Source organism: Paraburkholderia suaedae, assembly GCF_040812055.1.
Lineage (GTDB): Bacteria > Pseudomonadota > Gammaproteobacteria > Burkholderiales > Burkholderiaceae > Paraburkholderia.
The window spans coordinates 1-24,034 of sequence record NZ_JBFOAH010000003.1 but is presented as its reverse complement, the minus strand read 5'-3'; the positions used below and the strand labels follow the sequence as shown (position 1 = coordinate 24,034).

Sequence of the window (24,034 nt, the reverse complement as noted above, 5' to 3'; positions counted from 1 at the left end):
GCAGCTTTCACGACGAATTCCGTCGCTGTTTTATTTAGCGTTTCAAGCCCACGTCTTCTGCGGCGCCGACCGCGAGATTCATGCACTGAATTGCCGCACCCGATGCGCCCTTGCCCAGGTTGTCCAGGCGCGCGACTGTCACGAAGCGCTCTTCGTTGCCGAACACGAAGAGGTCGACGCGGTTGGTGTCGTTGTTCGCCTGCACGTCGAAGAAACCGCTGTCGAGATTGGCGTCGGTGTCGAACGGCGCCACGCGCACGAACGCTTCACCCGCGTAGTACTCGGCGAAGAGCGCCTGCACGTCTTGCGGCGTCGCCTTCTTCGCCAGCTGTTTGGGCGAGAAGAAGGTGGTGACCGCGAGCCCCTTATAGAAATCGCCGACGATGGGCGTGAACACCGGTGCCGAAACCAGACCCGTATGCGCGGCCATTTCCGGCAGATGTTTGTGCGCGAGGCCGAGCGCATAAGGGCGCGGGCTCTTGAGCCTGTCGTTGCCGCCGGCTTCGTAGTCGCCGATCATTTTCTTGCCGCCGCCGCTGTAGCCGGTGATCGAATAAGCGTGGGCGGCGAAGTCGGGCGTCACCACGCCAGCCTGGACAAGCGGACGCATGGCGAGCACGAACGCCGACGCGTGGCAGCCCGGCACGGCGATGCGTTTGGCCGTGCGCAACCGCTCGCGCTGCGCGCGCGCCAGTTCGGGCAGACCGTATGCCCAGTCGGCGGCAGTGCGGAACGCAGTGCTCGCGTCGATCAGCACGGTGCGATCGTTGTCGACGAGCGAAGCGGACTCGCGCGAAGCGACATCCGGCAGGCAAAGGAACGTGACGTCCGACGCATTGATGAGACGGCGGCGTTCTTCGAGGTCTTTGCGCTTCGCTTCATCGATCCGCAGGATTGCCACGTCGGCGCGCTGCGACAGGTATTCGAAAATCTTCAGGCCGGTCGTGCCTTCCTGCCCGTCGACAAAAACTTTCGTGCTCATCTCGATCTCACTCGCTTGCAAAAACGGGGGCGCAACGCCGCGCCGGAACGTTATTTTAAGACCTCAATAGTCGACGGCGTGCGAAACGGCGCGAAAAAACGACGATACGGTCTCAACAGGACACCGGCTCCGACCTGATGCGCAGCCGATGCGAGCTGACGCGGTCTCCTTTCCGGCAGATCCGCAAACCGGCACATCCGCAACTCGGCAACTCGGCAACTCGGCAACTCGGCAACTCGGCAACTCGGCAAATCGGCAAATCGGCAAATCGGCAAATCGGCAAATCGGCAGCCCGGCAGCCCCGCAGCCGCGCAGCCCCGCGCGAAGCACTTAACGCGCTAACCCCTCGCGGCAACCCACCGTGCGGTGACCTCCGCGACGCGCACCCCGAACATCCGCGCCGTTTCAAGATCGCCCGCAGGCGGCGCTTCTTCGGGTGACGCATCGGCTGGCGACTGCGTGAGCAACCCCGTAAAGCCGCCGACATAGTTCAGATCGTCGCGGATCGCCGCCTTGGTATTCGACGGCATCATGCCGGTGCCCGCCCAGATCATGCTGTGCTGCATCGCCAGTGTGACGAAGTACTGGATCGTCGAGAACTTGTCGCCGTTCATAGTCGCCGAGTTGGTGAAGCCGGCCGCGATCTTGTCTTTCCACACTTGGTCGAGCCACGGCTTGGAACTGGCATCAGCGAATTTCTTGAAGTCGGCCGATGGGCCGCCCATGTACGTCGGCGCGCCGAAGATGATTGCGTCGGCCGCGGCGAGCTCGGACCAGCCCGCGTCGTCGATGTCGCCGACCGGCAGCAGCCGCGCCTCGGCGCCGGCTTCGAGGAGACCGGCGAGGACCGCTTCGGCGACTTTCTTCGTGTGGCCATAGCCGCTGTGATAGACGATGACGATTTTCGACATGACACTCTCCGGCAGAACACGAATCGGGACAGTTCCGGCGCGCCAGGCGCGCGGGCAGCGGTGCCCGCACCGACTCACATGGCGCGCAGCGCGGCGCCGCACTTCAGGGATTCCGCAGACTGCAATGGAATGCCAGCAGCACGCCACGCCGACGCCTGTGATCCACCGGCTCGACGGCGCGAACTAGCGCCCGTAATTGACCACCATTTTCGCGCTGCCGAGCGCGGCCGTGCCGATCTCGTGATCGAACATCAGCGCGGGACGTCCTTGCGCGAGGCGCAGATCGGTGGTGCCGAGCGCATACACGGTGATGACGTACCGATGCGGTTTGCCCGGCGGCGGGCAAGGGCCGCCGTAGCCATCGGTATCGAAGTCGTTGCGCGCCTGCACTGCACCGAGTTTCGTGAGGAAGCCAGAGGCGCTTGCGTTTTCCGGCAAGCTGTCGACGTTCGACGGAATGCCGGCGACCGCCCAGTGCCACCATCCTCGCCCGGGCGCATCCTGATCGAACATGGTGATGGCGAAGCTGCGCGTGCCCGCCGGCGCGTCGTGCCACGACAACTGCGGCGAGCGGTTGCCGCCTTTACAGTCGTCCTGATTAAAAACTTGCGCGTTATTCACGGTACCGTCCGCACGGAAACTGGCACTGGTCACCGTGAAAGCGCCTTCTGCAAACGCATATGGACCATGCGCGGTGAATAACGCAAAAGAGAGCACCGCGCAGACGAGCAACGGCTTACGGCACGACAGCAAAGGAAGCGCAACGACCAGGCAACGCGAACGCATGTGCCGGTTCTCCTGTCAGGGCGCGAGGCGATGGTCCTCGCGATGGTTATTGTCCTTAATTGAGCCCCAAGGTCGGACCCAGTCTAACATTAGCTGTGCGATGCATCATTGTTGCGATGGCCGAGGATTTACGGGTAAGAAATCGGCTATAGTCGGATGATTAGTCCGCGCGACTCAAGCCCGCGTTTGCCCCATTCGTTTCAACATCCAGCATAGGAAGCCATGGTAGAAGTTGTGCAGAGTGGTTCATCAATCGAGAGGAGAGCGATGCAAGATCCACTCAGGGTCGTCGTCGCCGACGACCATCCGGTGATTCTGTTCGGCGCCGAACACGCGCTGCTCAAGTTTCCCGGAGTGCAGGTCGTCGGACGCGCGCGGCAGTCGACTGAACTGGTCAAGATGCTGCAAACCGCCTCTTGCGACGTGCTCGTCACGGATCTCGCAATGCCGGGCGGCCAGTACGGCGACGGGCTGCAACTGATTGGCTATTTGCGCCGCAATTTTCCCGACCTTCGCATCGTCGTGCTCACGATGCTGGAGAACGCTGCATTGCTCAAGCGGCTGAGCGAGCTTGGCGTGACTTCAGTCGTCAATAAGTCGGACGATCTCAGCCATATCGGACTTGCCGTGCAGCACGTGAGCCGCAATCTCGAGTACATGAGTCCGTCGGTGAAGGCGTCGCTCGATGCGCTGCGCATGAACTCGGGGGGCAAGGGCGACGAAGTGATGTTGTCCAGGCGCGAACTGGAAGTCGTGCGACTGTTCGTGTCCGGCATGACGATCAAGGAAATCTCGGAGCAGCTCAACCGCAGCATCAAGACCATCAGCACACAAAAGAATACGGCGATGCGCAAGCTGGGCATGGACCGTGATTCAGAGTTGTTCCAGTACGCACAGAGCAATGGTTTGCTGAACCTGTCGTCGCGTTCGCCCGATGGCCCGCGTGACGTGGGCTGACTTTCTGTTGCACCCTTATTGCCCGAATGCGCGGGCAGAAAAAAGCCGCCTGTCGTTACGACGGCGGCTTTTCCAATTCAATCGGCTAGAAGCGGCTGCGCTGATTGTGTGCTTATTGTGGCGCTGACGTTGCGCCTCCATGCGCCGCCGACCATTCAGCCGGTGCGTGCAGGAATTTTTCCACTTCCTCCAGCGTCCTGGTGTCGAAGTACTTGTTTTCCTTCGCGACGCGCAGCACGTCCCACCAGGTGGCAAGCGCGTGCAGATCGACATTGATGTCTTTCAGCACCGACACGCTTTCCTTGAAGATGTTGTAATGGAACAGCACGAAGCAGTGGTTCACGTTGGCGCCGGCGGTGCGAAGCGCGTTGATGAAGTTGATCTTGCTGCGGCTGTCCGTGGTCAGGTCTTCCACCAGCAGCACGCGCTGCCCTTCGGTCAGCAAGCCTTCGATCTGTGCGTTACGACCGAAACCCTTCGGCTTCTTGCGCACATATTGCATCGGCACCATCAGACGGTCGGACAGCCATGCGGCGAACGGAATGCCGGCCGTTTCGCCACCGGCGACCGCGTCGATCTGCTCATAGCCGACATCGCGCAGGATGGTGGTCTCGGCCATTTCCATCAGGCCGCGGCGCACGCGCGGATACGAAATCAGCTTGCGGCAGTCGATATAAACCGGGCTCGCCCAGCCGGACGTGAAAATGTACGGCTTTTCCGCGTTGAAGTGCACTGCCTGTACTTCCAGCAGCATTTTTGCGGTCGTATCGGAGATCGTCTGGCGATCGAAGCCTGTCATGGGCGGATCCTTGGGTATGAGCGGGGAGAAGCGGGCGCCGAGCCCGGTGGCGCAGCAAACGGGGTATGCCGCGCCATGTTGGGCGGAATACGCTGCCGGTCAGTGGAGTGCAGGCCGCTTTTTGCTGCTTTTTGCTGCGCGCGTAGGCCAACATTTTACCCGAAACCAACCCTTCGGACGAGGCTGTCGCACTCGGCTCGCTCGAACGCGGGACGTAGGGCTCGCGCAGGGCGGGTTTCATACCGCGCCCGTGGCGGGAGCGGGCTGACATCGGAGCACGCCGTTTTGCCTGGCTTGCGAGCAAACTGCGGCACCTTACACGCCTATCTGCTCGACATCTTCGCGACACTGTCTCTGATCCCCGCACGCCCTGGCGCAGAGCTGCAATGAGCGCGCAAGGCCGGCACATAGCTTGCGCCTAACCCGCCTCTGACGACCGCCACAACCACCCCGCGATGCGGCAATGCAGCATCGCCAGCCCGCGTTTCGCCGATGGCTCGTCCTGTTAACCACTCAGTGCATCGACGCACCGGGGTGTACACTAACCGGCCCGCGAAGCACTCCGCATCGTCCTGTTCGTCGTCGCGATTCAATGCCGCGCCCCCTCGGTGTATGCGCAAACCGCCTCGGCCGGTGATGCATTCGACCTGGTCAGGCGACGCCAGCCGTGCGGTGTGCCGGGCTCAATTACTTATGTCTCGCAGGCCAAAAAATGGACGAACAACTCAAGCAAAGCGCTCTCGCATATCACCAGAATCCGAAACCCGGCAAGATTTCGGTTACGCCCACCAAGCCGCTGTCGAATCAGCTCGATCTGTCGCTAGCGTATTCGCCCGGTGTCGCGGCAGCCTGCATGGCGATCTACGACGAACCGCTCGACGCGCAGAAGTACACCTCGCGCGGCAACCTGGTCGGCGTGATCACGAACGGCACGGCCGTGCTGGGCCTCGGCAACATCGGCCCGCTCGCGGCGAAGCCGGTGATGGAAGGCAAGGGTTGTCTGTTCAAGAAGTTTGCCGGCATCGACGTGTTCGACATCGAACTCTCCGAATCCGATCCGGACAAGCTGGTCGAAGCGATCGCGATGTTGGAACCCACGCTGGGCGGCATCAACCTCGAAGACATCAAGGCGCCCGAGTGCTTCTACATCGAGAAGAAGCTGCGCGAGCGCATGAAGATTCCCGTTTTCCACGACGATCAGCACGGCACTGCGATCATCGCGTCGGCGGCGATTCTGAACGGTTTGAAAGTGGTCGGCAAACAGCTCGACCAAGTGAAGCTGGTGTGTTCGGGCGCGGGCGCAGCGGCAATCGCGTGTCTGGACCTGCTGGTGAACCTGGGTCTGTCGAAGCAGAACATTCTCGTCGTCGACTCGAAGGGCGTGATTTTCGAGGGTCGCGGCAATCTGGATCCGTCCAAAGAACGCTACGCGGCGAACACCGAAGCGCGCACGCTCGCTGACGCGATTCGCGGCGCCGACGTGTTCCTGGGCTGCTCCAGCGCCGGCGTGCTCAAGCCGGAAATGGTCGCCGGGATGGGCACACAGCCGCTGATTCTGGCGCTCGCGAATCCGGAGCCTGAAATCCGCCCGGAAGAAGCACGCAAGGTTCGCCCGGACTGCATCATCGCGACCGGCCGTTCGGACTACCCGAACCAGGTCAACAACGTGCTGTGCTTCCCGTTCATCTTCCGCGGCGCGCTGGATGTCGGGGCGACCACGATTACCGAAGAGATGAAGCTCGCGTGCGTGCGTGCGATTGCGGAGCTGGCCGAAGAGACCGATCAGGGCGACGAAGTCGCGAAAGCCTATGAAGGCCACTCGCTCGAATTCGGTCCGGAATATCTGATTCCGAAGCCATTCGATCCGCGCCTGATCATCAAGATCGCGCCGGCCGTCGCGCAGGCGGCGATGGACTCGGGCGTGGCGACCCGTCCGATCAAGGACATGGACGCGTATCGCGAAGAACTCGGCACCACGGTGTATCGCACGGGCATGGTGATGCGCCCGGTGTTCGCCGCGGCGAAGTCGCAGCCGGCGCGCATCGTGTTCGCCGAAGGCGAAGACGAGCGCGTGCTGCGCGCCGCGCAATTCGTGCTGCTGGAAAAGATCGCCAGGCCGATTCTGGTCGGCCGTCCGTCGGTGATCGAGATGCGTCTGAAGAAGATGGGCTCGAAACTCAAGTGCGGCGAGGACGTCGAGATCGTCGATCCTGAAGACGATCCGCGCTATCAGAAGTGCTGGCAGGCGTATCACGAACTCGGTGCGCGCGAAGGCGTCACGCCGGACGTCGCGAAGGCCGCCATGCGCAAGTTCAACACGCTGATCGGCGCGATCCTCGTGCGTCTCGGCGAAGCCGACGGCATGATCTGCGGGATGATCGGCCAGTACCATACGCATCTGGACTTCATCGAGCAGGTGCTCGGCAAGGCGGACAACGTGGGGAATTTTGCCGCGATGAACCTGCTGATGCTGCCGGGCCGCAACCTGTTCATTTGCGACACCTATGTGAACGAAACGCCGACTGCCGAACAGCTCTCCGACATGACGATGCTGGCGGCGCGCGAGATCGAGAAGTTCGGCATCACACCGAAGGTAGCGCTGCTGTCGAATTCGAACTTCGGTAGCGCGCCGTCGTCGTCGTCGCAACGGATGGCCGCGGCCCGCAAGCTCATAGTCGAGCGCGCGCCGACGCTCGAGATCGACGGTGAAATGCATGGTGATGCGGCATTGTCGGAAGTGGTCCGCAAGGCTGCGTTCCCGGGCACCACGCTCTCCGGCGAAGCGAACCTGTTGATCATGCCGAACGTCGAAGCGGCGAACATCGCGTACAACCTGCTGAAGATGGTCGGCGGCGAAGGCGTGACGGTGGGTCCGTTCCTGCTCGGCGCGGAAAAGCCGGTGCACATTCTGACGCCGGCGGCGACCGTGCGCCGGATCATCAACATGACGGCGGTGGCTTCGGCAAACGCACGCAAGCCGGCGAACGCGAAGTAACGGCGACGGCTCGAGGTTGACGCGGCGCCGCGTGCGCCCGTCGAGCCCACCGGAGAACAGAGAGCGCCACGGAAGCGATTCCGTGGCGCTTTTTCATAGCTGAAAAAAAAGCGGCGATCCGTGAGGACCGCCGCCTTGCCGCCTTGCCGCTTTATCGCTTTTTTACGCCGCGTGTTGCGTCTTGCCAGCCTGCGGCGAACGCCAGCGCGTCAGCAGCTCGTTCCACTTGATCCGCACGCCCTTCAGGTTGTTTTCCTTCACGTGCCCATAGCCGCGGATGCCATCCGGCAGATTCGCTAGTTCCAGCGCCAACTCGTGGTTTTGCGTGCTGAGGCCGCCGATCAGTTCGCGCACCAGCGCTTCATACTCGACGATCAGCGCGCGTTCGGTACGACGCTCTTCGGTCTTGCCGAAGATGTCGAACGCCGTGCCGCGCAGGAACTTCAGTTTTGCGAGCACATGCATGGCGCTGAAAACCCAAGGGCCATACTTCTTTTTGACCAGATGGCCTTGAGCGTCCTTCTTCGAGAACGTCGGCGGTGCGAGGTGGATGTGCAGTTTCCAGTCGCCTTCGAAACTCGCGTTCAGCTTTTCCATGAACGCCGGGTCGCTATACAGCCGGGCGACTTCGTACTCGTCCTTGTATGCCATCAGCTTGTGCAAGTTTTTCGCGACCGCTTCGGTCAACGGCAACTGGCCGTCGATCGATTCAAGCGCGGATTCGGCTGCACGCACTTGCGAGACCAGCGCTTGGTAACGCTGCGCATACGCGCGGTTTTGCCACGCGGCGAGGTAGTCGGCGCGTTTGTCGATCAGCGCGTCGAGCGCCTTCGGCGTGTGGAGCGCGATGATCTTGCTGCCCGCGGCCTCCGCTGCGGCGACGCGGCCCGGCGCCTGCGCCTGCGCGAGCTTGCGTACCGCGGGGAGATCGTGCGCGGCGCGGCGGCCCCATTCGAATGCCGCGCGGTTTTTCTCGATCTGCACGTTGTTCAATTCGATCGCGCGCATCAGGGATTGATACGTCAACGGCACCCAGCCGCGCTGCCATGCGTAGCCGAGCACGAACGGATTCGTATAGATCGCGTCGCCGAGCAGCGCGACTGCGAAGTGATTGGCGTCGACCGTATCGACATTCTCGTCGCCTGCGCCGGCGCGCACGTCGGCCTCCGTGCTGCTGCCCGGGAAGCGCCAGTTCGGGTTCTTGATGAGTTCGGCGGTCGGCGTATGGGCGCTGTTCAACACCACGCGCGTGCGGCCCGGCTGCATCCGCGACACGCATTCGTCGCTCGCGGTAACGATCGCATCGCAGCCGATCACGAGGCTGGCTTCGCCCATTGCGATACGGGTCGCATGGATGTCGGCCGGACGCGTCGCGATCTGCACGTGGCTCATCACGGCGCCCCCTTTTTGCGCGAGGCCGGTGACGTCGAGCACGGTGACGCCCTTGTTCTCCAGATGCGCAGCCATGCCCAGCAGCGCGCCGATCGTCACGACGCCCGTGCCGCCGACGCCCGTGACCAGTACGCCGTACGGACGCTCGATCGACGGCAGCTCCGGTTCCGGGATTGTCGGCATTGCGTCGCCGACGATGCCCGAGGCCGCCTTCGGCTTGCGCAACTGACCGCCCTCAACGGAGACGAAGCTCGGGCAGAAGCCGTTCACGCACGAGTAGTCCTTGTTGCAGGTCGACTGATTGATCTGCCGCTTGGTGCCGTATTCGGTATCGAGCGGCTCCACCGACAGGCAATTGGACTTCACCGAGCAATCGCCGCAGCCTTCGCACACGGCCTCGTTGATGACGATGCGCCGCGCCGGGTCCGGATAGGCGCCGCGTTTCCTGCGACGGCGCTTCTCGGTCGCGCACGTCTGGTCGTAGATGAGGATCGTGGTGCCGGCTATTTCGCGCAGTTGGCGCTGTACCTCGTCGAGCTTGTCCCGATGATGGATGTCGATCCCAGGCGCGAGCCCGACGTTCGCCGAGTACTTTTCCGGCTCGTCGGTGACGATCACGATTTTCGACGCGCCTTCGGCGGCCAGCTGATGAGTGATCTGCGGCACGGTCAGCACGCCGTCGACCGGCTGGCCGCCGGTCATCGCGACCGCGTCGTTATAGAGCAGCTTGTACGTGATGTTCGCCTTGGAGGCGATCGCTGCGCGAATGGCCAGCAGCCCCGAATGAAAGTAGGTGCCGTCGCCAAGATTGGCGAATACGTGCTTGTCGTTGGTGAAAGGCGCCTGGCCGATCCACGCGACGCCTTCGCCGCCCATCTGGCTGAAGGTGCTGGTGTTGCGGTCCATCCAGACCGTCATGTAATGGCAGCCGATGCCGGCCATCGCACGCGAGCCTTCTGGCACATTGGTCGACGTGTTGTGCGGGCAGCCCGAGCAGAACCACGGCTTGCGCTCCGCTTCCACGCGCGGGCGGGCGAGCGCCTTCTCCTTCGCTTCGATCACCGCGATGCGCGCCGCGATGCGCGCGCGCACATCCGACGGGAGATCGAACTTGTCGAGCCGCGTGGCGATCGCCTTGGCGATGATCGCGGGCGACAGCTCGTAATGCGCCGGCAGCAGCCAGTTGCCCATCGGCACCGACCATTCGCCGCCCGCGCCGTCCTTCTCGTCGAACTTGCCGAACACGCGCGGACGCTGCGCGTCGGGCCAGTTGTACAACTCTTCCTTGATCGCGTATTCGAGAATCTGGCGCTTTTCTTCGACCACCAGGATTTCGTCGAGACCGCGCGCGAAAGCCTGCGCGCCTTGCGCTTCGAGCGGCCAGACGCAGCCGACCTTGTACAGCCGGATACCGATGCGCGCACACGTGTCGTCGTCGAGACCGAGGTCGGTCAACGCCTGGCGCACGTCGAGATAGGCCTTGCCGCCTGTCATGATGCCGAAGCGCGCCTGCGGCGAATCGATTTCCACGCGGTCGAGCTTGTTGGCGCGCACGTACGCGAGCGCGGCGTACCACTTGTAGTCGAGCAGACGCGCTTCCTGCACCAGCGGCGGATCGGGCCAGCGGATGTTCAGGCCGCCCTCGGGCATAGCGAAGTCTTCCGGCAGGATGATCTTCGTGCGGTGCGGGTCGATGTCCACCGAGGCGGACGACTCGACCACGTCGGTCACGCACTTCATTGCGACCCAGAGGCCGGAGTAGCGGCTCATCGCCCAGCCGTGCAGGCCGAAGTCGAGATATTCCTGCACGTTCGACGGGAACAGCACCGGCAGGCCACACGCCTTGAAGATGTGCTCCGACTGATGTGCGAGCGTCGACGATTTGGCCGCGTGGTCGTCGCCGGCAAGCACCAGAACGCCGCCATGTCGTGACGAGCCGGCCGAATTGCCGTGCTTGAAGACGTCGCTGGAACGGTCGACGCCGGGGCCCTTGCCATACCACATCGAAAACACGCCGTCGTATTTGGCGCTGGGGTACAGATTGACCTGTTGCGAACCCCAGACGGCCGTGGCCGCGAGGTCTTCATTGACGCCGGGCTGGAACACCACCTGATGTGCGGCGAGATGCTTCTTCGCCTTCCACAGAGACTGGTCGAGTCCGCCGAGCGGCGATCCGCGGTAGCCGGAGATGAAGCCGGCGGTATTGAGTCCGGCTGCCTGATCGCGTTCCTGTTGCAGCATCGGCAGACGCACCAGCGCCTGGATGCCGCTCATGTACGCGCGGCCGCGTTCGAGGGTGTATTTGTCGTCGAGCGTGACGGAAGACAACGCGGCTTCAAGCGAGGCTCGCTGACCTGCGTCTAGCGGGGCATTCATTATGTGTACTCCTCCACTCAGTTTGGGATCGCCAAAACTACTTTTGGGCCCTGGCATCTTGTGAATGCACCGGGCCGGGGCCGTCATATTGACGTGTTTTAAGTGATGGTAGCACTGGTGGAAACCCGCCGCAGTGCGTTCGAAAGCTTGCGCCCGCGGCAGCTTTCTGCCCGCACGCGTTTCCATGCAGCCTGGCCGATGTAACAAGCCGTAAAAACTATCCGGTCGCGGAACCGTAGGGCGAATCCCTGTCTAACCGGCACCTGTGAGCAATGTCTACGCAACACTCCGCATTCGGCGGAGCTTCACGACAACAGGGAAGTTAGAAAAGGAGTACGCATGAACACCAGAAACATCCAGACCTTCCTGATGGTCTCTGCCGCATTTTTCGCCATGAGCGCGCCGGTGCGCGCCAACCCGGGTAGCGCAGGGGCGCTCTCGAACGCGGTCAGGCGAACGGCGCAGATTGCGCCGGCACGCATCGCTGTCGGGCGCGTCTCGCGTGCCGCCAAGGCGGACAGGGAAAGCCAGAATTCGTGACGCGTCGCTGAGGCGGTGCGTCGGTTGATAACCCGCCTCTGTTCGTCCCCGAGCAACGGCGCGAGGGAAAAGGGCGAGGATCTTGCGATCCTCGCCCTTTCACTTTTGTTGATGGGTCTGAGTTTCCGGGCAACCGGTGACCGCCCCTCGTCAGGCTTTGTCTTGCACCACGCCGCGGCGAATCTGGTCCAGTTCAATCGATTCGAACAGCGCCTTGAAGTTGCCCTCGCCGAAGCCCTGGTTACCTTTGCGTTGAATGATCTCGAAGAAGATCGGACCGATCTGATTCTCCGTGAAGATCTGCAGCAACAGGTCGTCCGGGGCACCGTCGATCAGGATCTTGCGCTTGCGCAGTTCGTCGAGCGGCTCACCGTGATTGGGCACGCGGCGGTCGACCAGTTCGTAATAGGTGTCGATCGTGTCCAGCAGCGAAATGTTCGCCGCGCGCAAACCGTCCACCGTGCGATAGATGTCCCGAGTGCCGAGCGCGATGTGCTGAATCCCCTCGCCGTGATACGCGTCCAGATATTCCTGAATCTGACCCGCGGTCTCCGAACCTTCTTCGTTGATCGGAATGCGGATCTTTCCGCAGGGCGAGGTCATTGCCTTCGACTTTACGCCCGTCACCTTGCCTTCGATGTCGAAGTAACGCACCTCGCGGAAGTTGAACAGACGTTCGTAGAACTCCGCCCATTCCTGCATGCGGCCGCGATGCACGTTATGCGTCAGGTGATCGATGTAAGTGAGGCCGTGGCCGACCGGATTCGGATTCGCGCCTGCAATCGGTTCGAAGTCGACGTCGTAAATATCGATGTTGCCGATGCTGCCAGGCTCGGCGCCGTTCTTGCCGCGCCAGCGGTCGACGAAATAGATCAGCGAGTCGCCGATGCCTTTGATCGCCGGAATGTTCAGTTCCATTGGCCCGGTCTTGTTGTCGAACCCCCACGCGCCTTTCTCCAACGCCTGCTTGTAGGCCTTGGCCGCGTCCTGGACGCGGAACGCAATCGCGCAGATCGACGGGCCGTGCAACCGAGCGAAGCGTTGCGCAAACGAATCCTGTTCGCCGTTGACGATGAAGTTGATCTCGCCCTGGCGATACAGCGTCACGTCTTTATGACGATGCCGCGCGACGGCGGTGAAGCCCATCTGTTCGAACAGCTTGCCGAGCGCTTTCGGGTCCGGGGCAGTGTATTCGATGAATTCGAAGCCGTCCGTGCCGAGCGGATTTTCCCAAGTTGGAACCTGCATGTCAGTGTTATGGACGCCTTCCGGTTTGCCAAGTGGACATTTATGGGTGACGAAGAGGAGAAGGCTGCGGATTTATCAGGCCTGTCATGCGGACGACAAGCCCGCTGGGCATGATGGAATCTGCCTGGGAAGGCCTCATCTCGTCTGTCCTGGAAGGACGAGACGAACTTAAGGTTTGCTTCCCCCGCTCCTATCTGTTCCGCCATCACATGCGTGTCAACCTTCGCAACCTATTAGCGGCCACGTTTCCTGGGTAAGTTGATCTTCTACGCGGCGTGCGCCACGTAACCGAGTGCCAATTCACTGCAGCCTGTGACGCTAAGTTTAAAGTCTCCTGTGCGACGAAAACTTGCGAAGTTAGTCGCGTGCCGCTACGCTTGCGCTATTTTCTAGCTTAGATCGAGAAGCGGGCGACAGAACATGCCGAACCTAGAGATCGACGCGATAGACAGACGCATCCTCGCGATTCTTCAGGAGAATGGGCGGCTGTCCAATCAGGAAATCGCGGAGCGCATTAATCTGTCGCCGAGCCCCTGTTTGCGGCGGATCCGCCGGTTGGAAGAGAGTGGGGTGATTCGCGGCTACGTCGCGCTGCTCGACGCGCAGCGCCTCGGGCTCGACCTGCTTGCCTACGTGAATGTGCGATTGGAGAAGCGCGGCGGCCAGGCGCTCAGTTCGCGCGGCGACGCCACGCACGCCGATCTGTTTCGGGCGGCGGTCCAGACGTGGCCGGAGGTGGTGGCATGCCACGCGATGACCGGCGAGATGGATTACCTGCTGCGCGTCCAGGTGGAGGACATGGCCCACTTTTCGCGCTTCGTGCAGAATCAGTTGCTGCACCATCCGTCGGTGATCGATGTGAAGACCAGTTTCTCGCTGGAAAAAATCAAGGAAACGACCGCGTTGCCGATCTTGTGAGCCGCGCACGACGGCGAGCTGGCGGATGGCGCACGACGGCAAACAAAAAGGGCAGCCGCCGGGCTGCCCTTTGTCACTTCGCCGGAGCGCCGGCTTTTCAGGCTGCGGCGGCCGTCGGCATGAACGACTCGAATAGCTTCGATGCCTGGCGCGCCTGGCGTTTGAGGGCGTAATCGAACACGGCGGCTTGCTCCTGCAGCATCTCGGCGATGATGCTGGATTGGTCCGCCGGCGGCAGCGTCAGATAAGCGTCGGCTTCGCCATACGCGTACTCGATCTTCATGCCGGCCTTCTTCGCAATATGCATCATGGTGGCGTTGCGCGACAGGCAGTGGATATAAAGCATCGTGATGTGCGTATTGCGGCTGCGGATAGCAGCGCGCTCGAACAGCTTCGAGCCGATACCTTGGCCGCGCGCGCTTTCCAGCACCGACACGCCGAACTCGGCAGTGCGCTTGTTGCCTTCAGCAGGCAGATAGGCCAGGTGCCCGACGCCCGTCAGCTCCAGCTTGCTGTTGAATACGCCAAAAACGGTGTCGCGGGTGAAGTCGATCGCGCGGACGTAGTTTTCGATCACATGGTTCGGCACGATCTGGCCGAAGCGCAGCAGGCGGTCGTCTTCGTCGAGCGCGAGGAAGTGGGCCAGCAGCCGTTCACGGTCCACGGCGGTGAGCTCACGGACCAGAGCGGGTGCGCGACCAGTTGGCTGCGACAAGCCGTCGTGGGGGACGATCGGCCGGGCGGCGCGTGGGTGCATCAGGTTCATGGTCGGTTTCTCCTTATCGTCGAGCGGCGTTGGTGCACCGCAACGCGATTCTAGCGGAAACCGCAATTGCATACTAGGGAAAACCCGTATCTCAATAAGAGGAGACCGTCTAAACGGTGCACGCGTTGTCCGCGACCCCGTGCTCGCCCCGGGAAAAAGCACGATCGTCTTATATGCGGCATGGCCTGCCGGAGGGCGCGGAGGCTGTGAGTCTCGCTATCGTTGGTTTGCGTCTTGCGGGCGCACCGCGCTCAAGCCGTGTTCCACCATGTCGACAACCTGTTCGGCGAATTCGCGGTAACCCATCCGGCCGTCCGGCTTGAGCCACGTGAACGTCCAGTTGATCATGCCGAATACCATCATGGTGAGGGCCGTCTGATTGTCGCGGGTCGCGCGTTCCGGATAGGCGCGCGCCAGTTGTCGCGCGAAAGCCGCTACGACGTCGCGCTGGCGGTTCAAAATCGCCTCGCGCTGGTTGTCGACCAGATACTTGACGTCATTCAACAACGCGACGTGCCGGCTATGCGATGTTTCATACTCCGACAAAAACGCCCGGATCAGTTCCGCGAAGGTTTCCCGCTCGCTGAGCCCGCGCCGCTGACTGGCTCCTTCCACCTCGGCGATGATGAGCATCAGCCGCTTGGTGTAGCGGTCCAGCAGGTCGAACAGGATGGCTTCCTTGCTCGCATAGTAGTGGTACAGGCGCGCCTTCGACGTACCGGTAGCGGCGGCCAGCTCGGCCATCGACGTGCTCGGATAGCTGGTCTGGGCGAACTTCGCCGCGGCGAGCTCGAGAATCTGCTCGCGTTGCGTTTCGTGATCGGGCGCTCGGGTGCGGGCCATGGTGGTCGTTTCGCCGTGTTCTATTAGTGGGTGCAGGGGGTGAGCGCTGCGCATAGCTCCAGCGTGCGCCACGCGCTGAGCTCGCCGCGCAATCTGATGCGCCGGGTCGCGGCTAGTTCGCGCAGGCGCCACAGCACGATGACGTCGCTGACCAGAAAGCCGAGGTCGGCTGCCATTAGCTCGGCGGCAACGCGCGCCGCGGGCTGCCAGTTGCCGGTCGCGTGTTCGAGCAGCAGCGCGTCCAGCTCGGCAAAACTGCCGCTCGTGAACGTGTTGTCGCGCCAGCGCCGGGTCTCGCCGTTCGCCTGTTTGACTTCTTGCCACTCAAGGGCGAGCCGGCTGATGCGCAGCACGGCGATCGGCGCGGCGTGCGACAAATGGCTCTGCAGCACCGCGGGCGCAAACATGCCGACCGATGTTGCGCGATCTCTGCGGCTGTGCGCCCAGGCGCCCGGATCGGTGAGGTCGCGAATCGACAGGCGTACTTCACTCAGGCGCTGCGGGCTGTTGCGCAGGTGATAGCAGACGCGACGCAGCGTCAACTGATCTGCGCCGCTTTCGCCGTGCCAGACAACAAGCGTGGATTCGCCGTTTGCGATGTTGTCGAGCGCTGCCGCCTGGTCGCGCAATTCCTGCAGGAAATCGCGGCGGGTGTCCGTGCTGACGCGATCCCAAAAGTCGGCGCGGATGACCGGCGCGTCGTCGATGCCGCGCAACGGACCGACCGCAAGGTCTTCCCGCAGCGCATGCACGCGATCGTCGCGGCCCGCTGCGCGGAGCGCCGTGCGCAGGGACTCGGCGGCGACGTCGCCGTTGGTGAGGTGAATCGTGCTCATTGGCGATGGCTTGGCGTGGCGATGACGAAAAAGAAGGGGCCGCTCGGCGACCGGAACCTCAGTCCGATTGCGAGCGGCCCCTAGTGTAAGCGGATCGCGATGCTGCAGAAAGCGTTTGCCGGTGAGACGCGAGGCCAACCCGGGGGCGGCTCAGCGTTCGTCGTAGCTCACCACCACGCGGTCGCTGACCGGATGGCATTGGCACGTCAACACGAAACCGTCGCGGATTTCGTGTTCTTCGAGCGTGTAGTTCTTTTCCATCTTCACTTCGCCTTCGAGCACCTTCGCACGGCAAGTGCAGCAAACGCCCCCCTTGCACGCATAAGGCAACGCGAGCCCGGCTCGCAGTCCGACGTCGAGCACGCTCACGCCCTGATACGGCAGCCGAAGCCTGCGCCGTTTTCCGTCGAGTACGATTTCGAGGTCGGCTGCCGGTGTGTCCTCGGTGATCTCGACTGGCGGCACGCCTGCCTGCGGCAGCGGGGAGCCGAAGCGCTCCACGTGCACTTTTTCTGGCGGCACGCCGGCGGCTTTCAACGCGGCTTCCGCGGCGTCCATCATGGGACCGGGGCCACAGATAAAGGCTTCGTCGATCGCGTCGGCCGGCAACAGCGTGTCGATGAATTCCGCGCACTTTTGCTGGTCGAGCACACCGTTGAACAGTTCCACATCCTGCAGATCGTCGGACAGCACGTGATAAAGCACGAAGCGGTTCATGAAGCGGTTCTTCAGATCTTCAAGCTCTTCGGCAAACATGATCTGATCGACGCTACGGTTGCCGTACACCAGCGTGAAGGTGCTGCGCGGCTCGACTTCGAGCGTCGTCTTGATGATCGCCAGCACCGGCGTAATTCCCGAGCCGCCCGAAAACGCCAGGTACTGCTGCCCCTGCTCGGCGTTCAGATGCGTGAAGAAGCGGCCGTCCGGCGTCATCACGTCGATCAGGTGGCCGGGCTGCAGCGTATCGAATGCGAAATTCGAGAAGCGGCCGCCGCGCACGCGTTTGATGCCGATGCGCAGTTCGCCGTCGCGATCGTAGTCGGTGACGCCGACGCAGATCGAATAGGAGCGACGCGTTTCCTCGCCGTCGATGTGTGTCTTCAACGTGACGAACTGGCCTTGCGTGAAGCGATACTGGGCGCGCAGCTCGAGCGGGACTTCAAACGCGACCGAGACCGCGTCGGCGGTTTCGGGCCGCACTTCGCGGATACGCAGCGGGTGAAATTGCGGGGTGGCCATATCAGTATGGTTTGAAGTAGTCGAAGGGTTCGTGGCAATCGAGACAGCGGTACAACGCCTTGCAGGCGGTCGAGCCGAATTGCGCGACACGCTCGGTTTGCGCCGAGCCGCAACGGGGACAGCATGGTGCCGGAAGCGCCCGCGGCATGAAGCGCAGGACTTTTTCCTGCGATGGCGCAGGCGATCCGCAATTGCCGGTGGGCGGCGCGATGCCGTAGGCGCGCAGCTTCTCGCGGGCGTCGGCGGTCATCCAGTCCGTTGTCCAGGCCGGCGCGAGCACCGTGGCAATCCGATATGGCTTGAGCTCCGCGGCGTCGAGCGCGTGTGCGACGTCCTCGGCAATCTGCGACATCGCGGGACAACCGGAATAGGTCGGCGTAATCACGACTTCGAGCGTGCCGTCGGCGTCGCGACGCACGTCGCGCAGAATGCCGAGCTCACGGATCGAGACCACCGGGATCTCCGGGTCGGGCACCGTTTCGAGTACAGCCCATGCGCGTTCCAGCGTAGCGTCGGCCGTGTGTGGGGCAGTCGAAGTCGTCATCGTGTGATTACCAGGTAGCGCCGGGATGCTGGCGCGCGAGGCTCTGCATTTCGGCGAGCACGAAGCCCATGTGCTCGGAATGTTCGCCGTGCTTGCCGGTCGTGATGTGCTTGACCGCTTCGGGCAGCGTCAGCGTGGCTTGGTCGAGCGTCGCGCGCACGTCGGCGAGCCATGCCGCTTCCAGATCGGAGGTGCGTGGTCCGATGCCGGCCGCCGCAATCGACTCTTCCACGCTGTCAGTGCTGAAGAACTCGCGCGTGTACGGCAGCAGGTAGTTCAGCGCATGTTGCGCGCGGCGGTGCGACTCCTCCGTACCGTCGCCGAAGCGGATCAGCCATTCGCTTGCGTGATGCACGTGATAGCTGGTTTCCTTGATCGACTTCGACGCGATTGCCGCCAATTGCTCGTCGCTGGAGGTCGTGAGCGCGGTCCACAGGTGGGCCATCAACGTCGAATACAGAAAATTGCGCACGATGGTGACCGCGTAGTCCTTCTCCGCTTGCGCGGTGCCGCACAGCGGGCCGTAGTGTGGCAACTCGGCGAGCGTGTAGTTGGCGAACTCGCGTTCGGCGCGGAAGTACGCGTAGTCGTCTTCTGTCCGGCTCTTGCCGGTGAGCCGCTGTTCGAGCGACGCAGCGTGCGTGTACAGCAGGCGCGCCTGGCCGATCAGGTCGAGGCTCATGTTCGAGAGTGCGATGTCCTCTTCGAGGATCGGGCCGTGGCCGCACCACTCGGTATTACGCTGACCGAGGATCAGCGCGGTATCGGCGAGGCGCAGCACGTATTGGAGATGTTGGGGCGTGATGTCCATGGCCGCTTACATGTGGTTGACTTCGTCGGGGAGCGTATAGAACGTCGGATGGCGGTAGATCTTGTCGCCGGCCGGTTCGAACAGTTCCGCCTTGTCTTCCGGCGCGGATGCCGTGATGGCCGACGACGGCACCACCCAGATGCTTACACCTTCCTGGCGTCGCGTGTAGACGTCGCGCGCCATGCGCAGGGCCATCGGCGCGTCGGCGGCGTGCAGACTGCCGCAGTGTTTATGGTCGAGTCCTTGCTTGCTGCGCACGAAGACTTCCCAAATCGGCCATTCCTTGTTCATTGCAGATCTCCTGTGTCGACCGGAGTTAGCGCTTTAGCGCTTACTCCGGTCCCATGCAAACCGTTGCGGTCGACCGGAGCTAGCGCTTTAGCGCTTACTCCGGTCCCATGCAAACTATTGCGGTCGACCGGAGCTAGCGCTTTAGCGCTTACTCCGGTCCCATGCAAACCGTTGCGGTCGACCGGAGCTAGCGCTTTAGCGCTTACTCCGGTCCCCTGAAAGACGATTGCTGTTTCGTCAAGCCGTGCCCTGGTTGTCAGGCGGCGTGCTGTTGTGCGCGCTGGCGCTGCTTTTCGGCGTGGGCGAGGGCGGCTTCGCGTACCCAGGCGCCGTCGTCGTGGGCTTTGACGCGGGTGGCGAGGCGTTCCCGATTGCAGGGACCGTCGCCATTCACGACACGCCAGAATTCCTCCCAGTCGATGTCGCCGTAGTCGTGGTGGCCGCGCGCCTCGTTCCACTTGAGATCGGGGTCGGGCAGCGTAACGCCGAGCACCTTCGCCTGGTCGACGGTAGCGTCGACGAATTTCTGCCGCAGGTCGTCGTTGGAAATGCGCTTGATGCCCCATTTCGACGACTGACTGCTATGGATCGAGTCCTTGTCGCTCGGACCAAACATCATCAGCACCGGCCACCACCAGCGATTCACGGCTTGCTGGACCAGTTCACGCTGCGCCTGGGTGCCGGACATCATCGATATGAGTGCATCGAAACCCTGGCGCTGGTGAAACGATTCTTCCTTGCAAATTCGGATCATCGCGCGGGCGTACGGGCCGTAGGTGCAACGGCACAGCGGGATCTGGTTCATGATCGCGGCGCCGTCGACCAGCCAGCCGATCACGCCGACGTCGGCCCACGTGGGCGTCGGGTAATTGAAGATGCTCGAATATTTGGCCTTGCCCGCATGCAGCGCGGCGATCAGCTGATCCCGCGATACGCCGAGCGTTTCTGCCGCACTGTACAGATAGAGACCGTGACCGGCTTCGTCCTGGACCTTGGCGAGCAGAATCGCCTTGCGTTTCAGGCTCGGCGCACGCGTGATCCAGTTGCCCTCTGGCAGCATGCCGACGATCTCCGAATGCGCGTGTTGCGAAATTTGCCGCACCAGCGTCTTGCGGTAGGCGTCCGGCATCCAGTCCTGCGCCTCTATCTTGCCATCTGCGGCCATGACTGCATCGAACTGCGCCTGTTCGGGCGAACTGGCGCCCGCATCTAGTGTGGCGACATTGCCGGGAATATCCAGGGATTGCGTGTACATGGGACGCTCTCTGCGGAAGTTGTCTGGGTCTGCGTAGTATAAACCAACCGACCGGTCGGTTAATAAATTTTTCGCGCTCGGCAGGACGCATTGCGACGGCGGTCGACTTGCGTCGCCGCCACCTGCCCACGCTTAACCTATAAAATTGCGAATTGGCCGCGATTTGCGGCCCCCGCATCCCCGGTCCTCATGTTACGTCTAAGCGAAATCAAACTGCCGCTCGATCATCCCGAAAGCGCCCTCGAAGCCGCCGTCCGCGCGCGCCTCGCGGATCTCGGTGTGGCCGAAGACGGACTTATCCGGTACACCGTATTTCGCCGCGCGCACGACGCGCGCAAACGCGCCGACATCAAACTTACCTACATCGTGGATGCGGAAGTGACCGATGAACCGGCGGCGCTCGCGCGGGTCGCGGACGTGCCGCATTGCGGCGTGACGCCTGACATGGCGTATCGGTTCGTCGCCCGGGCGCCGGCGCAATTGGCCATGCCCCGGCCGGTGGTAATCGGCATGGGACCTTGCGGCCTGTTCGCCGGACTGATCCTCGCGCAGATGGGCTTTCGGCCCATCATCCTCGAGCGCGGCAAGGCCGTACGCGAGCGCACCAAGGACACATTCGGGCTGTGGCGCAAGTCGGTGCTCAATCCCGAGTCGAACGTCCAGTTCGGCGAGGGCGGCGCAGGCACGTTCTCGGACGGCAAGCTGTACAGCCAGATCAAGGACCCAAAACACTACGGCCGTAAGGTGCTCGACGAATTCGTCCGTGCCGGCGCGCCGGCGGACATTTTGTATCTGAGCCGGCCGCATATCGGCACGTTCCGCCTCGTCAGCATGGTCGAAAAGATGCGCGCGACGATTCATGAACTAGGCGGAGAAGTGCGTTTCGAAACCCGCGTCGACGACATCGACATCGACGCAGGCAAGGTGCGCGGTCTGCAACTCTCGACCGGTGAGACGCTGCGCTGCGATCACGTCGTGCTGGCGGTCGGCCACAGCGCACGGGACACATTCGAGATGCTGCACCACCGGGGCGTATTTATCGAGGCGAAGCCGTTTTCGCTTGGTTTCCGGATCGAACATCCGCAGGGTTTGATCGACCGCAGCCGTTTTGGCAAATTTGCCGGTCACAAACAGCTGGGCGCCGCGGACTATAAAGTGGTGCATCACTGCAGCAATGGACGCGCGGTCTACAGCTTTTGCATGTGCCCGGGCGGCACGGTGGTGGCGGCGACGTCCGAGCCTGGACGGGTGGTTACTAACGGGATGAGCCAGTATTCGCGGGCGGAGCGCAACGCGAATGCTGGCATCGTGGTTGGCATTACGCCGGACGACTATCCCGGCGGCCCCCTGGCCGGCATCGCTTTTCAACGCAAATGGGAGGCGCGGGCATTCGAGCTGGGCGGCGGCAACTATATGGCGCCCGGGCAGCTCGTCGGCGACTTTATTGCCGGCCGGCCGTCTACGTCGCTCGGCTCGGTCGTGCCTTCTTTCAAGCCGGGCGTGCATCCCACCGATCTCAGCACCGCGCTGCCCGACTACGTGATCGCGGCCATTCGCGAAGCGCTGCCGCAGATGGACAAGAAAATCGCGGGTTTTGCGATGCATGACGCGGTGCTCACCGGCGTCGAGACCCGAACGTCGTCGCCGATTCGCGTGCGGCGGCGCGATGACTATCAGAGCATGAACGTCGAGGGCTTATATCCGGCTGGCGAGGGGGCGGGATATGCCGGCGGGATTTATTCGGCCGCAATCGACGGAATCGAAGTTGCCGAAGCGGTTGCCTTGAAAATGACCGGCGCGCAGGCGGCTTGATCTGGGCATGGGCGGTCGGGGCGCCGTCGGCTGTTGCGTTGTGATCGGGCACAATGCGCGTTTGGCTTCGAATCGAACACCCCAATGAGCATTCGCTACCTGGCTGCAGCATCTGGCGCGGCGCTACTTATCCAGTTTTCTGTTTCCCCGACGGTTGTCGCTGCCGGCGCCCCGGTGCACTGGGTCGTCGCCTGGGCTACGGCGCTGCAACCCCTCCCGCAGAAAGCCGACTTGCCGCCGTTGTATCGTGCGCCGGAAGTCGCGGGGCGCACCGTCCGGCAGATCGTCTATCCGACGCTGTCCGGGAAGTCTGTGCGGATCCACTTGAGCAACGAATACGGTAAGGTGCCGCTCGTCATCGAGGAATTGCGCATTGCGCGTTCCGCAGGCGGCACGGCTGCGGCCAGTGACGACGCGGCGCGCGTGACTTTCAGTGGCACGGGCGCCGTCAGCCTTCCGGCCGGCGCAGAGATGGACAGCGATCCCGTCGCGATTGATGTCGCAGAAGGGGCGCCGTATGCAATCAGCGCCTTCATGGGACCCGGGCAGCGAATTGCGGCGTGGCACCGGGTGTCGAACCAGGTCAACTACGTTTCCGCCCCGGGCAATCATGCTGCGGACGCCTCCGCGGAAGCTTTTCGCGGTCGGTTTACGCAGTATCTGTGGGTGAGCGGCTTATCGGTGGAGGCGTCTTCTTCATCAGCAGCAGTTGCGGCGATCGGCGATTCCATCACCGACGGCATGCGTTCCAGCTTGAATCAGAATCGTCGCTGGCCGGACGACTTGGCCCGGCGGTTGGCCGGCGCCGGCGATCGTTCGATCGCGATCGTCAATCTGGGCATCAGCGGCAACCGGCTGTTGAGCGATTCCCCATGTTACGGAGATGCGCTCGTGACCCGGTTCGAGCGCGATGTGCTTCGGCGCCCCGCCGTGAAGACGGTGATCCTCTTGATCGGCATCAACGACATCAACTTCGCGGCGATGCCGGCCCGTAGCGGTCTGGACTGCGACTTCCCGCATACGCCGGTGGCGGCCGCCGAACTAATCGCTGGCTACCAGCGGGTGATCGCCGCCGCGCGTCGCGCGGGCGTGGAGGTGTTCGGCGCGACATTAACGCCGGCGTCATTGCCGCCGGAGCGGGAAAGCATTCGGCTCGCCGTCAACCAATGGATTCGTACCAGCCACGCGTTCGACGGCGTAGTGGATTTCGACGCAGCGCTGCGGGATCGGACGCAGCCCAGCCGCCTGCAACGCACATTCGACAGCGGCGACCATATCCATCCCAGCGATGCGGGCTATGCCGCAATGGCCGCGGCGGTTCCGGTGGATGCCGTTGTACAGGCTACCCGCAAGTGAGTTGCCAAAAGTTTGGCCAAACGCTTGTCCCAAAAGGCAAAGCTCACCTGGTATTCGGCCTTTTGTCTAGACCGAGGCCGCGGCAGAAACCCGCGCCGAGGAGCGTCAGCAAGTTTTAAGCGAAAGCAAAGAATTCCGTTGACGAGAAGAAAAAGAGTCTGCATAATCTCGTTTCTCTGCTGCAGATGCAGCGACGCAGAATGGAACGCGGTGCCGGGTAGTCGAAGCAGGTGCTGCGCCACGTGAGGCGGATCGATCTTTAAAAACTAACAGCCGATAAGTGTGGGCGCTTGATGCGCGATGCGGTGGGCGGGTTCCGAGGAATCTGCCTGCAGGCAAAAGTATCAAGTCTCACACAGTAATGAAAGAAAGGTCTG

At 62.6% G+C, this 24,034-nt stretch carries 20 protein-coding genes; 6 read left to right on the top strand and 14 right to left on the bottom strand.

Features of this window, described 5'->3' with window-relative positions; all coding sequences use genetic code 11:
• Window positions 1–34 precede the first annotated feature (34 nt).
• From argC to ABQJ48_RS05565, 3 genes are all read right to left on the bottom strand, one after another.
• Window positions 35–982: an N-acetyl-gamma-glutamyl-phosphate reductase gene (gene argC / locus ABQJ48_RS05575; protein WP_367836568.1), complete on the bottom strand. Its 948-nt coding sequence runs from the start codon at window positions 980–982 to the stop codon at window positions 35–37.
• Between the two features lie 338 nt (window positions 983–1,320).
• The gene (locus ABQJ48_RS05570; RefSeq protein ID WP_367836566.1) at window positions 1,321–1,893 is read right to left on the bottom strand and encodes a flavodoxin family protein; all 573 of its coding nucleotides are present in this window, start codon (window positions 1,891–1,893) and stop codon (window positions 1,321–1,323) included.
• Window positions 1,894–2,076: 183 nt separating this feature from the next.
• Window positions 2,077–2,679, bottom strand: a complete 603-nt coding sequence (locus ABQJ48_RS05565; RefSeq protein ID WP_367836565.1) for a YbhB/YbcL family Raf kinase inhibitor-like protein — start codon at window positions 2,677–2,679, stop codon at window positions 2,077–2,079.
• A 267-nt stretch (window positions 2,680–2,946) separates the two neighbouring features.
• Here ABQJ48_RS05565 and ABQJ48_RS05560 point away from each other — a divergent pair, with 267 nt between their 5' ends.
• Window positions 2,947–3,636: a response regulator gene (locus ABQJ48_RS05560; RefSeq protein WP_367836564.1), complete on the top strand. Its 690-nt coding sequence runs from the start codon at window positions 2,947–2,949 to the stop codon at window positions 3,634–3,636.
• Between the two features lie 112 nt (window positions 3,637–3,748).
• Here the strand turns inward: ABQJ48_RS05560 and ABQJ48_RS05555 are convergent, their stop codons facing one another.
• Window positions 3,749–4,435 (bottom strand): orotate phosphoribosyltransferase, encoded by a 687-nt coding sequence (locus ABQJ48_RS05555; RefSeq protein ID WP_367836563.1) that lies wholly within the window; start codon window positions 4,433–4,435, stop codon window positions 3,749–3,751.
• Between the two features lie 712 nt (window positions 4,436–5,147).
• Between ABQJ48_RS05555 and ABQJ48_RS05550 the strand changes: the two genes are divergently transcribed.
• A complete protein-coding gene (locus tag ABQJ48_RS05550; protein WP_367836562.1) occupies window positions 5,148–7,430 on the top strand; it encodes an NADP-dependent malic enzyme in 2,283 nt (760 codons plus the stop codon).
• A 162-nt stretch (window positions 7,431–7,592) separates the two neighbouring features.
• Here the strand turns inward: ABQJ48_RS05550 and ABQJ48_RS05545 are convergent, their stop codons facing one another.
• Window positions 7,593–11,198 (bottom strand): indolepyruvate ferredoxin oxidoreductase family protein, encoded by a 3,606-nt coding sequence (locus tag ABQJ48_RS05545; RefSeq protein WP_367836560.1) that lies wholly within the window; start codon window positions 11,196–11,198, stop codon window positions 7,593–7,595.
• Between the two features lie 339 nt (window positions 11,199–11,537).
• Here ABQJ48_RS05545 and ABQJ48_RS05540 point away from each other — a divergent pair, with 339 nt between their 5' ends.
• Window positions 11,538–11,738 (top strand): hypothetical protein, encoded by a 201-nt coding sequence (locus tag ABQJ48_RS05540; RefSeq protein WP_367836559.1) that lies wholly within the window; start codon window positions 11,538–11,540, stop codon window positions 11,736–11,738.
• Window positions 11,739–11,888: 150 nt separating this feature from the next.
• On the opposite strand, the gene hppD is transcribed toward ABQJ48_RS05540, so the two are convergent.
• A complete protein-coding gene (gene hppD, locus ABQJ48_RS05535; RefSeq protein WP_367836558.1) occupies window positions 11,889–12,986 on the bottom strand; it encodes a 4-hydroxyphenylpyruvate dioxygenase in 1,098 nt (365 codons plus the stop codon).
• Window positions 12,987–13,406: 420 nt separating this feature from the next.
• On the opposite strand from hppD, the gene ABQJ48_RS05530 reads away from it, so the two are divergent.
• Window positions 13,407–13,904 carry an Lrp/AsnC family transcriptional regulator gene (locus ABQJ48_RS05530; protein ID WP_367836557.1) on the top strand — a complete coding sequence of 166 codons (498 nt, stop codon included), beginning with the start codon at window positions 13,407–13,409 and terminating at the stop codon, window positions 13,902–13,904.
• A gap of 97 nt (window positions 13,905–14,001) precedes the next feature.
• Here the strand turns inward: ABQJ48_RS05530 and ABQJ48_RS05525 are convergent, their stop codons facing one another.
• The 8 genes from ABQJ48_RS05525 to paaA all read right to left on the bottom strand — a co-directional run bounded on the left by ABQJ48_RS05525 (window position 14,002) and on the right by paaA (window position 20,489).
• Window positions 14,002–14,670: a GNAT family N-acetyltransferase gene (locus tag ABQJ48_RS05525; protein WP_367836556.1), complete on the bottom strand. Its 669-nt coding sequence runs from the start codon at window positions 14,668–14,670 to the stop codon at window positions 14,002–14,004.
• A 216-nt stretch (window positions 14,671–14,886) separates the two neighbouring features.
• Window positions 14,887–15,513 (bottom strand): TetR/AcrR family transcriptional regulator, encoded by a 627-nt coding sequence (locus ABQJ48_RS05520; RefSeq protein WP_367836555.1) that lies wholly within the window; start codon window positions 15,511–15,513, stop codon window positions 14,887–14,889.
• 23 nt (window positions 15,514–15,536) lie between these two features.
• Window positions 15,537–16,349 carry a DUF1835 domain-containing protein gene (locus tag ABQJ48_RS05515; RefSeq protein ID WP_367836553.1) on the bottom strand — a complete coding sequence of 271 codons (813 nt, stop codon included), beginning with the start codon at window positions 16,347–16,349 and terminating at the stop codon, window positions 15,537–15,539.
• Window positions 16,350–16,499: 150 nt separating this feature from the next.
• The gene (paaE, locus tag ABQJ48_RS05510; RefSeq protein WP_367836552.1) at window positions 16,500–17,588 is read right to left on the bottom strand and encodes a 1,2-phenylacetyl-CoA epoxidase subunit PaaE; all 1,089 of its coding nucleotides are present in this window, start codon (window positions 17,586–17,588) and stop codon (window positions 16,500–16,502) included.
• A 1-nt stretch (window position 17,589) separates the two neighbouring features.
• A complete protein-coding gene (gene paaD, locus ABQJ48_RS05505; RefSeq protein ID WP_367836550.1) occupies window positions 17,590–18,132 on the bottom strand; it encodes a 1,2-phenylacetyl-CoA epoxidase subunit PaaD in 543 nt (180 codons plus the stop codon).
• A 7-nt stretch (window positions 18,133–18,139) separates the two neighbouring features.
• Complete coding sequence (paaC, locus tag ABQJ48_RS05500) at window positions 18,140–18,943, bottom strand: 1,2-phenylacetyl-CoA epoxidase subunit PaaC (RefSeq protein ID WP_367836549.1); 804 nt, start codon at window positions 18,941–18,943, stop codon at window positions 18,140–18,142.
• 6 nt (window positions 18,944–18,949) lie between these two features.
• Complete coding sequence (paaB, locus tag ABQJ48_RS05495; protein ID WP_007179854.1) at window positions 18,950–19,234, bottom strand: 1,2-phenylacetyl-CoA epoxidase subunit PaaB; 285 nt, start codon at window positions 19,232–19,234, stop codon at window positions 18,950–18,952.
• Between the two features lie 256 nt (window positions 19,235–19,490).
• Window positions 19,491–20,489, bottom strand: a complete 999-nt coding sequence (paaA, locus tag ABQJ48_RS05490) for a 1,2-phenylacetyl-CoA epoxidase subunit PaaA (RefSeq protein WP_367836548.1) — start codon at window positions 20,487–20,489, stop codon at window positions 19,491–19,493.
• Window positions 20,490–20,678: 189 nt separating this feature from the next.
• On the opposite strand from paaA, the gene ABQJ48_RS05485 reads away from it, so the two are divergent.
• Together ABQJ48_RS05485 and ABQJ48_RS05480 are read left to right on the top strand one after the other, a co-directional pair.
• The gene (locus tag ABQJ48_RS05485) at window positions 20,679–22,301 is read left to right on the top strand and encodes an NAD(P)/FAD-dependent oxidoreductase (RefSeq protein ID WP_367836546.1); all 1,623 of its coding nucleotides are present in this window, start codon (window positions 20,679–20,681) and stop codon (window positions 22,299–22,301) included.
• 84 nt (window positions 22,302–22,385) lie between these two features.
• Window positions 22,386–23,657, top strand: a complete 1,272-nt coding sequence (locus ABQJ48_RS05480; RefSeq protein ID WP_367836544.1) for an SGNH/GDSL hydrolase family protein — start codon at window positions 22,386–22,388, stop codon at window positions 23,655–23,657.
• Window positions 23,658–24,034: the final 377 nt, after the last annotated feature.

Excerpts from the sequence above, each read along its gene's own strand:
- ABQJ48_RS05485 (WP_367836546.1), top strand. The coding sequence starts at position 20,679 with ATGTTACGTCTAAGCGAAATCAAACTGCCGCTCGATCATCCCGAAAGC.
- ABQJ48_RS05525 (WP_367836556.1), bottom strand. The coding sequence starts at position 14,670 with ATGAACCTGATGCACCCACGCGCCGCCCGGCCGATCGTCCCCCACGAC.
- ABQJ48_RS05540 (WP_367836559.1), top strand. The coding sequence starts at position 11,538 with ATGAACACCAGAAACATCCAGACCTTCCTGATGGTCTCTGCCGCATTT.
- paaE (WP_367836552.1), bottom strand. The coding sequence starts at position 17,588 with ATGGCCACCCCGCAATTTCACCCGCTGCGTATCCGCGAAGTGCGGCCC.
- ABQJ48_RS05530 (WP_367836557.1), top strand. The coding sequence starts at position 13,407 with ATGCCGAACCTAGAGATCGACGCGATAGACAGACGCATCCTCGCGATT.
- hppD (WP_367836558.1), bottom strand. The coding sequence starts at position 12,986 with ATGCAGGTTCCAACTTGGGAAAATCCGCTCGGCACGGACGGCTTCGAA.
- ABQJ48_RS05570 (WP_367836566.1), bottom strand. The coding sequence starts at position 1,893 with ATGTCGAAAATCGTCATCGTCTATCACAGCGGCTATGGCCACACGAAG.
- paaC (WP_367836549.1), bottom strand. The coding sequence starts at position 18,943 with ATGGACATCACGCCCCAACATCTCCAATACGTGCTGCGCCTCGCCGAT.
- ABQJ48_RS05545 (WP_367836560.1), bottom strand. The coding sequence starts at position 11,198 with ATGAATGCCCCGCTAGACGCAGGTCAGCGAGCCTCGCTTGAAGCCGCG.
- ABQJ48_RS05550 (WP_367836562.1), top strand. The coding sequence starts at position 5,148 with ATGGACGAACAACTCAAGCAAAGCGCTCTCGCATATCACCAGAATCCG.
- ABQJ48_RS05560 (WP_367836564.1), top strand. The coding sequence starts at position 2,947 with ATGCAAGATCCACTCAGGGTCGTCGTCGCCGACGACCATCCGGTGATT.
- paaD (WP_367836550.1), bottom strand. The coding sequence starts at position 18,132 with ATGACGACTTCGACTGCCCCACACACGGCCGACGCTACGCTGGAACGC.
- ABQJ48_RS05565 (WP_367836565.1), bottom strand. The coding sequence starts at position 2,679 with ATGCGTTCGCGTTGCCTGGTCGTTGCGCTTCCTTTGCTGTCGTGCCGT.
- argC (WP_367836568.1), bottom strand. The coding sequence starts at position 982 with ATGAGCACGAAAGTTTTTGTCGACGGGCAGGAAGGCACGACCGGCCTG.
- ABQJ48_RS05520 (WP_367836555.1), bottom strand. The coding sequence starts at position 15,513 with ATGGCCCGCACCCGAGCGCCCGATCACGAAACGCAACGCGAGCAGATT.
- ABQJ48_RS05515 (WP_367836553.1), bottom strand. The coding sequence starts at position 16,349 with ATGAGCACGATTCACCTCACCAACGGCGACGTCGCCGCCGAGTCCCTG.
- ABQJ48_RS05480 (WP_367836544.1), top strand. The coding sequence starts at position 22,386 with ATGAGCATTCGCTACCTGGCTGCAGCATCTGGCGCGGCGCTACTTATC.
- ABQJ48_RS05555 (WP_367836563.1), bottom strand. The coding sequence starts at position 4,435 with ATGACAGGCTTCGATCGCCAGACGATCTCCGATACGACCGCAAAAATG.
- paaA (WP_367836548.1), bottom strand. The coding sequence starts at position 20,489 with ATGTACACGCAATCCCTGGATATTCCCGGCAATGTCGCCACACTAGAT.
- paaB (WP_007179854.1), bottom strand. The coding sequence starts at position 19,234 with ATGAACAAGGAATGGCCGATTTGGGAAGTCTTCGTGCGCAGCAAGCAA.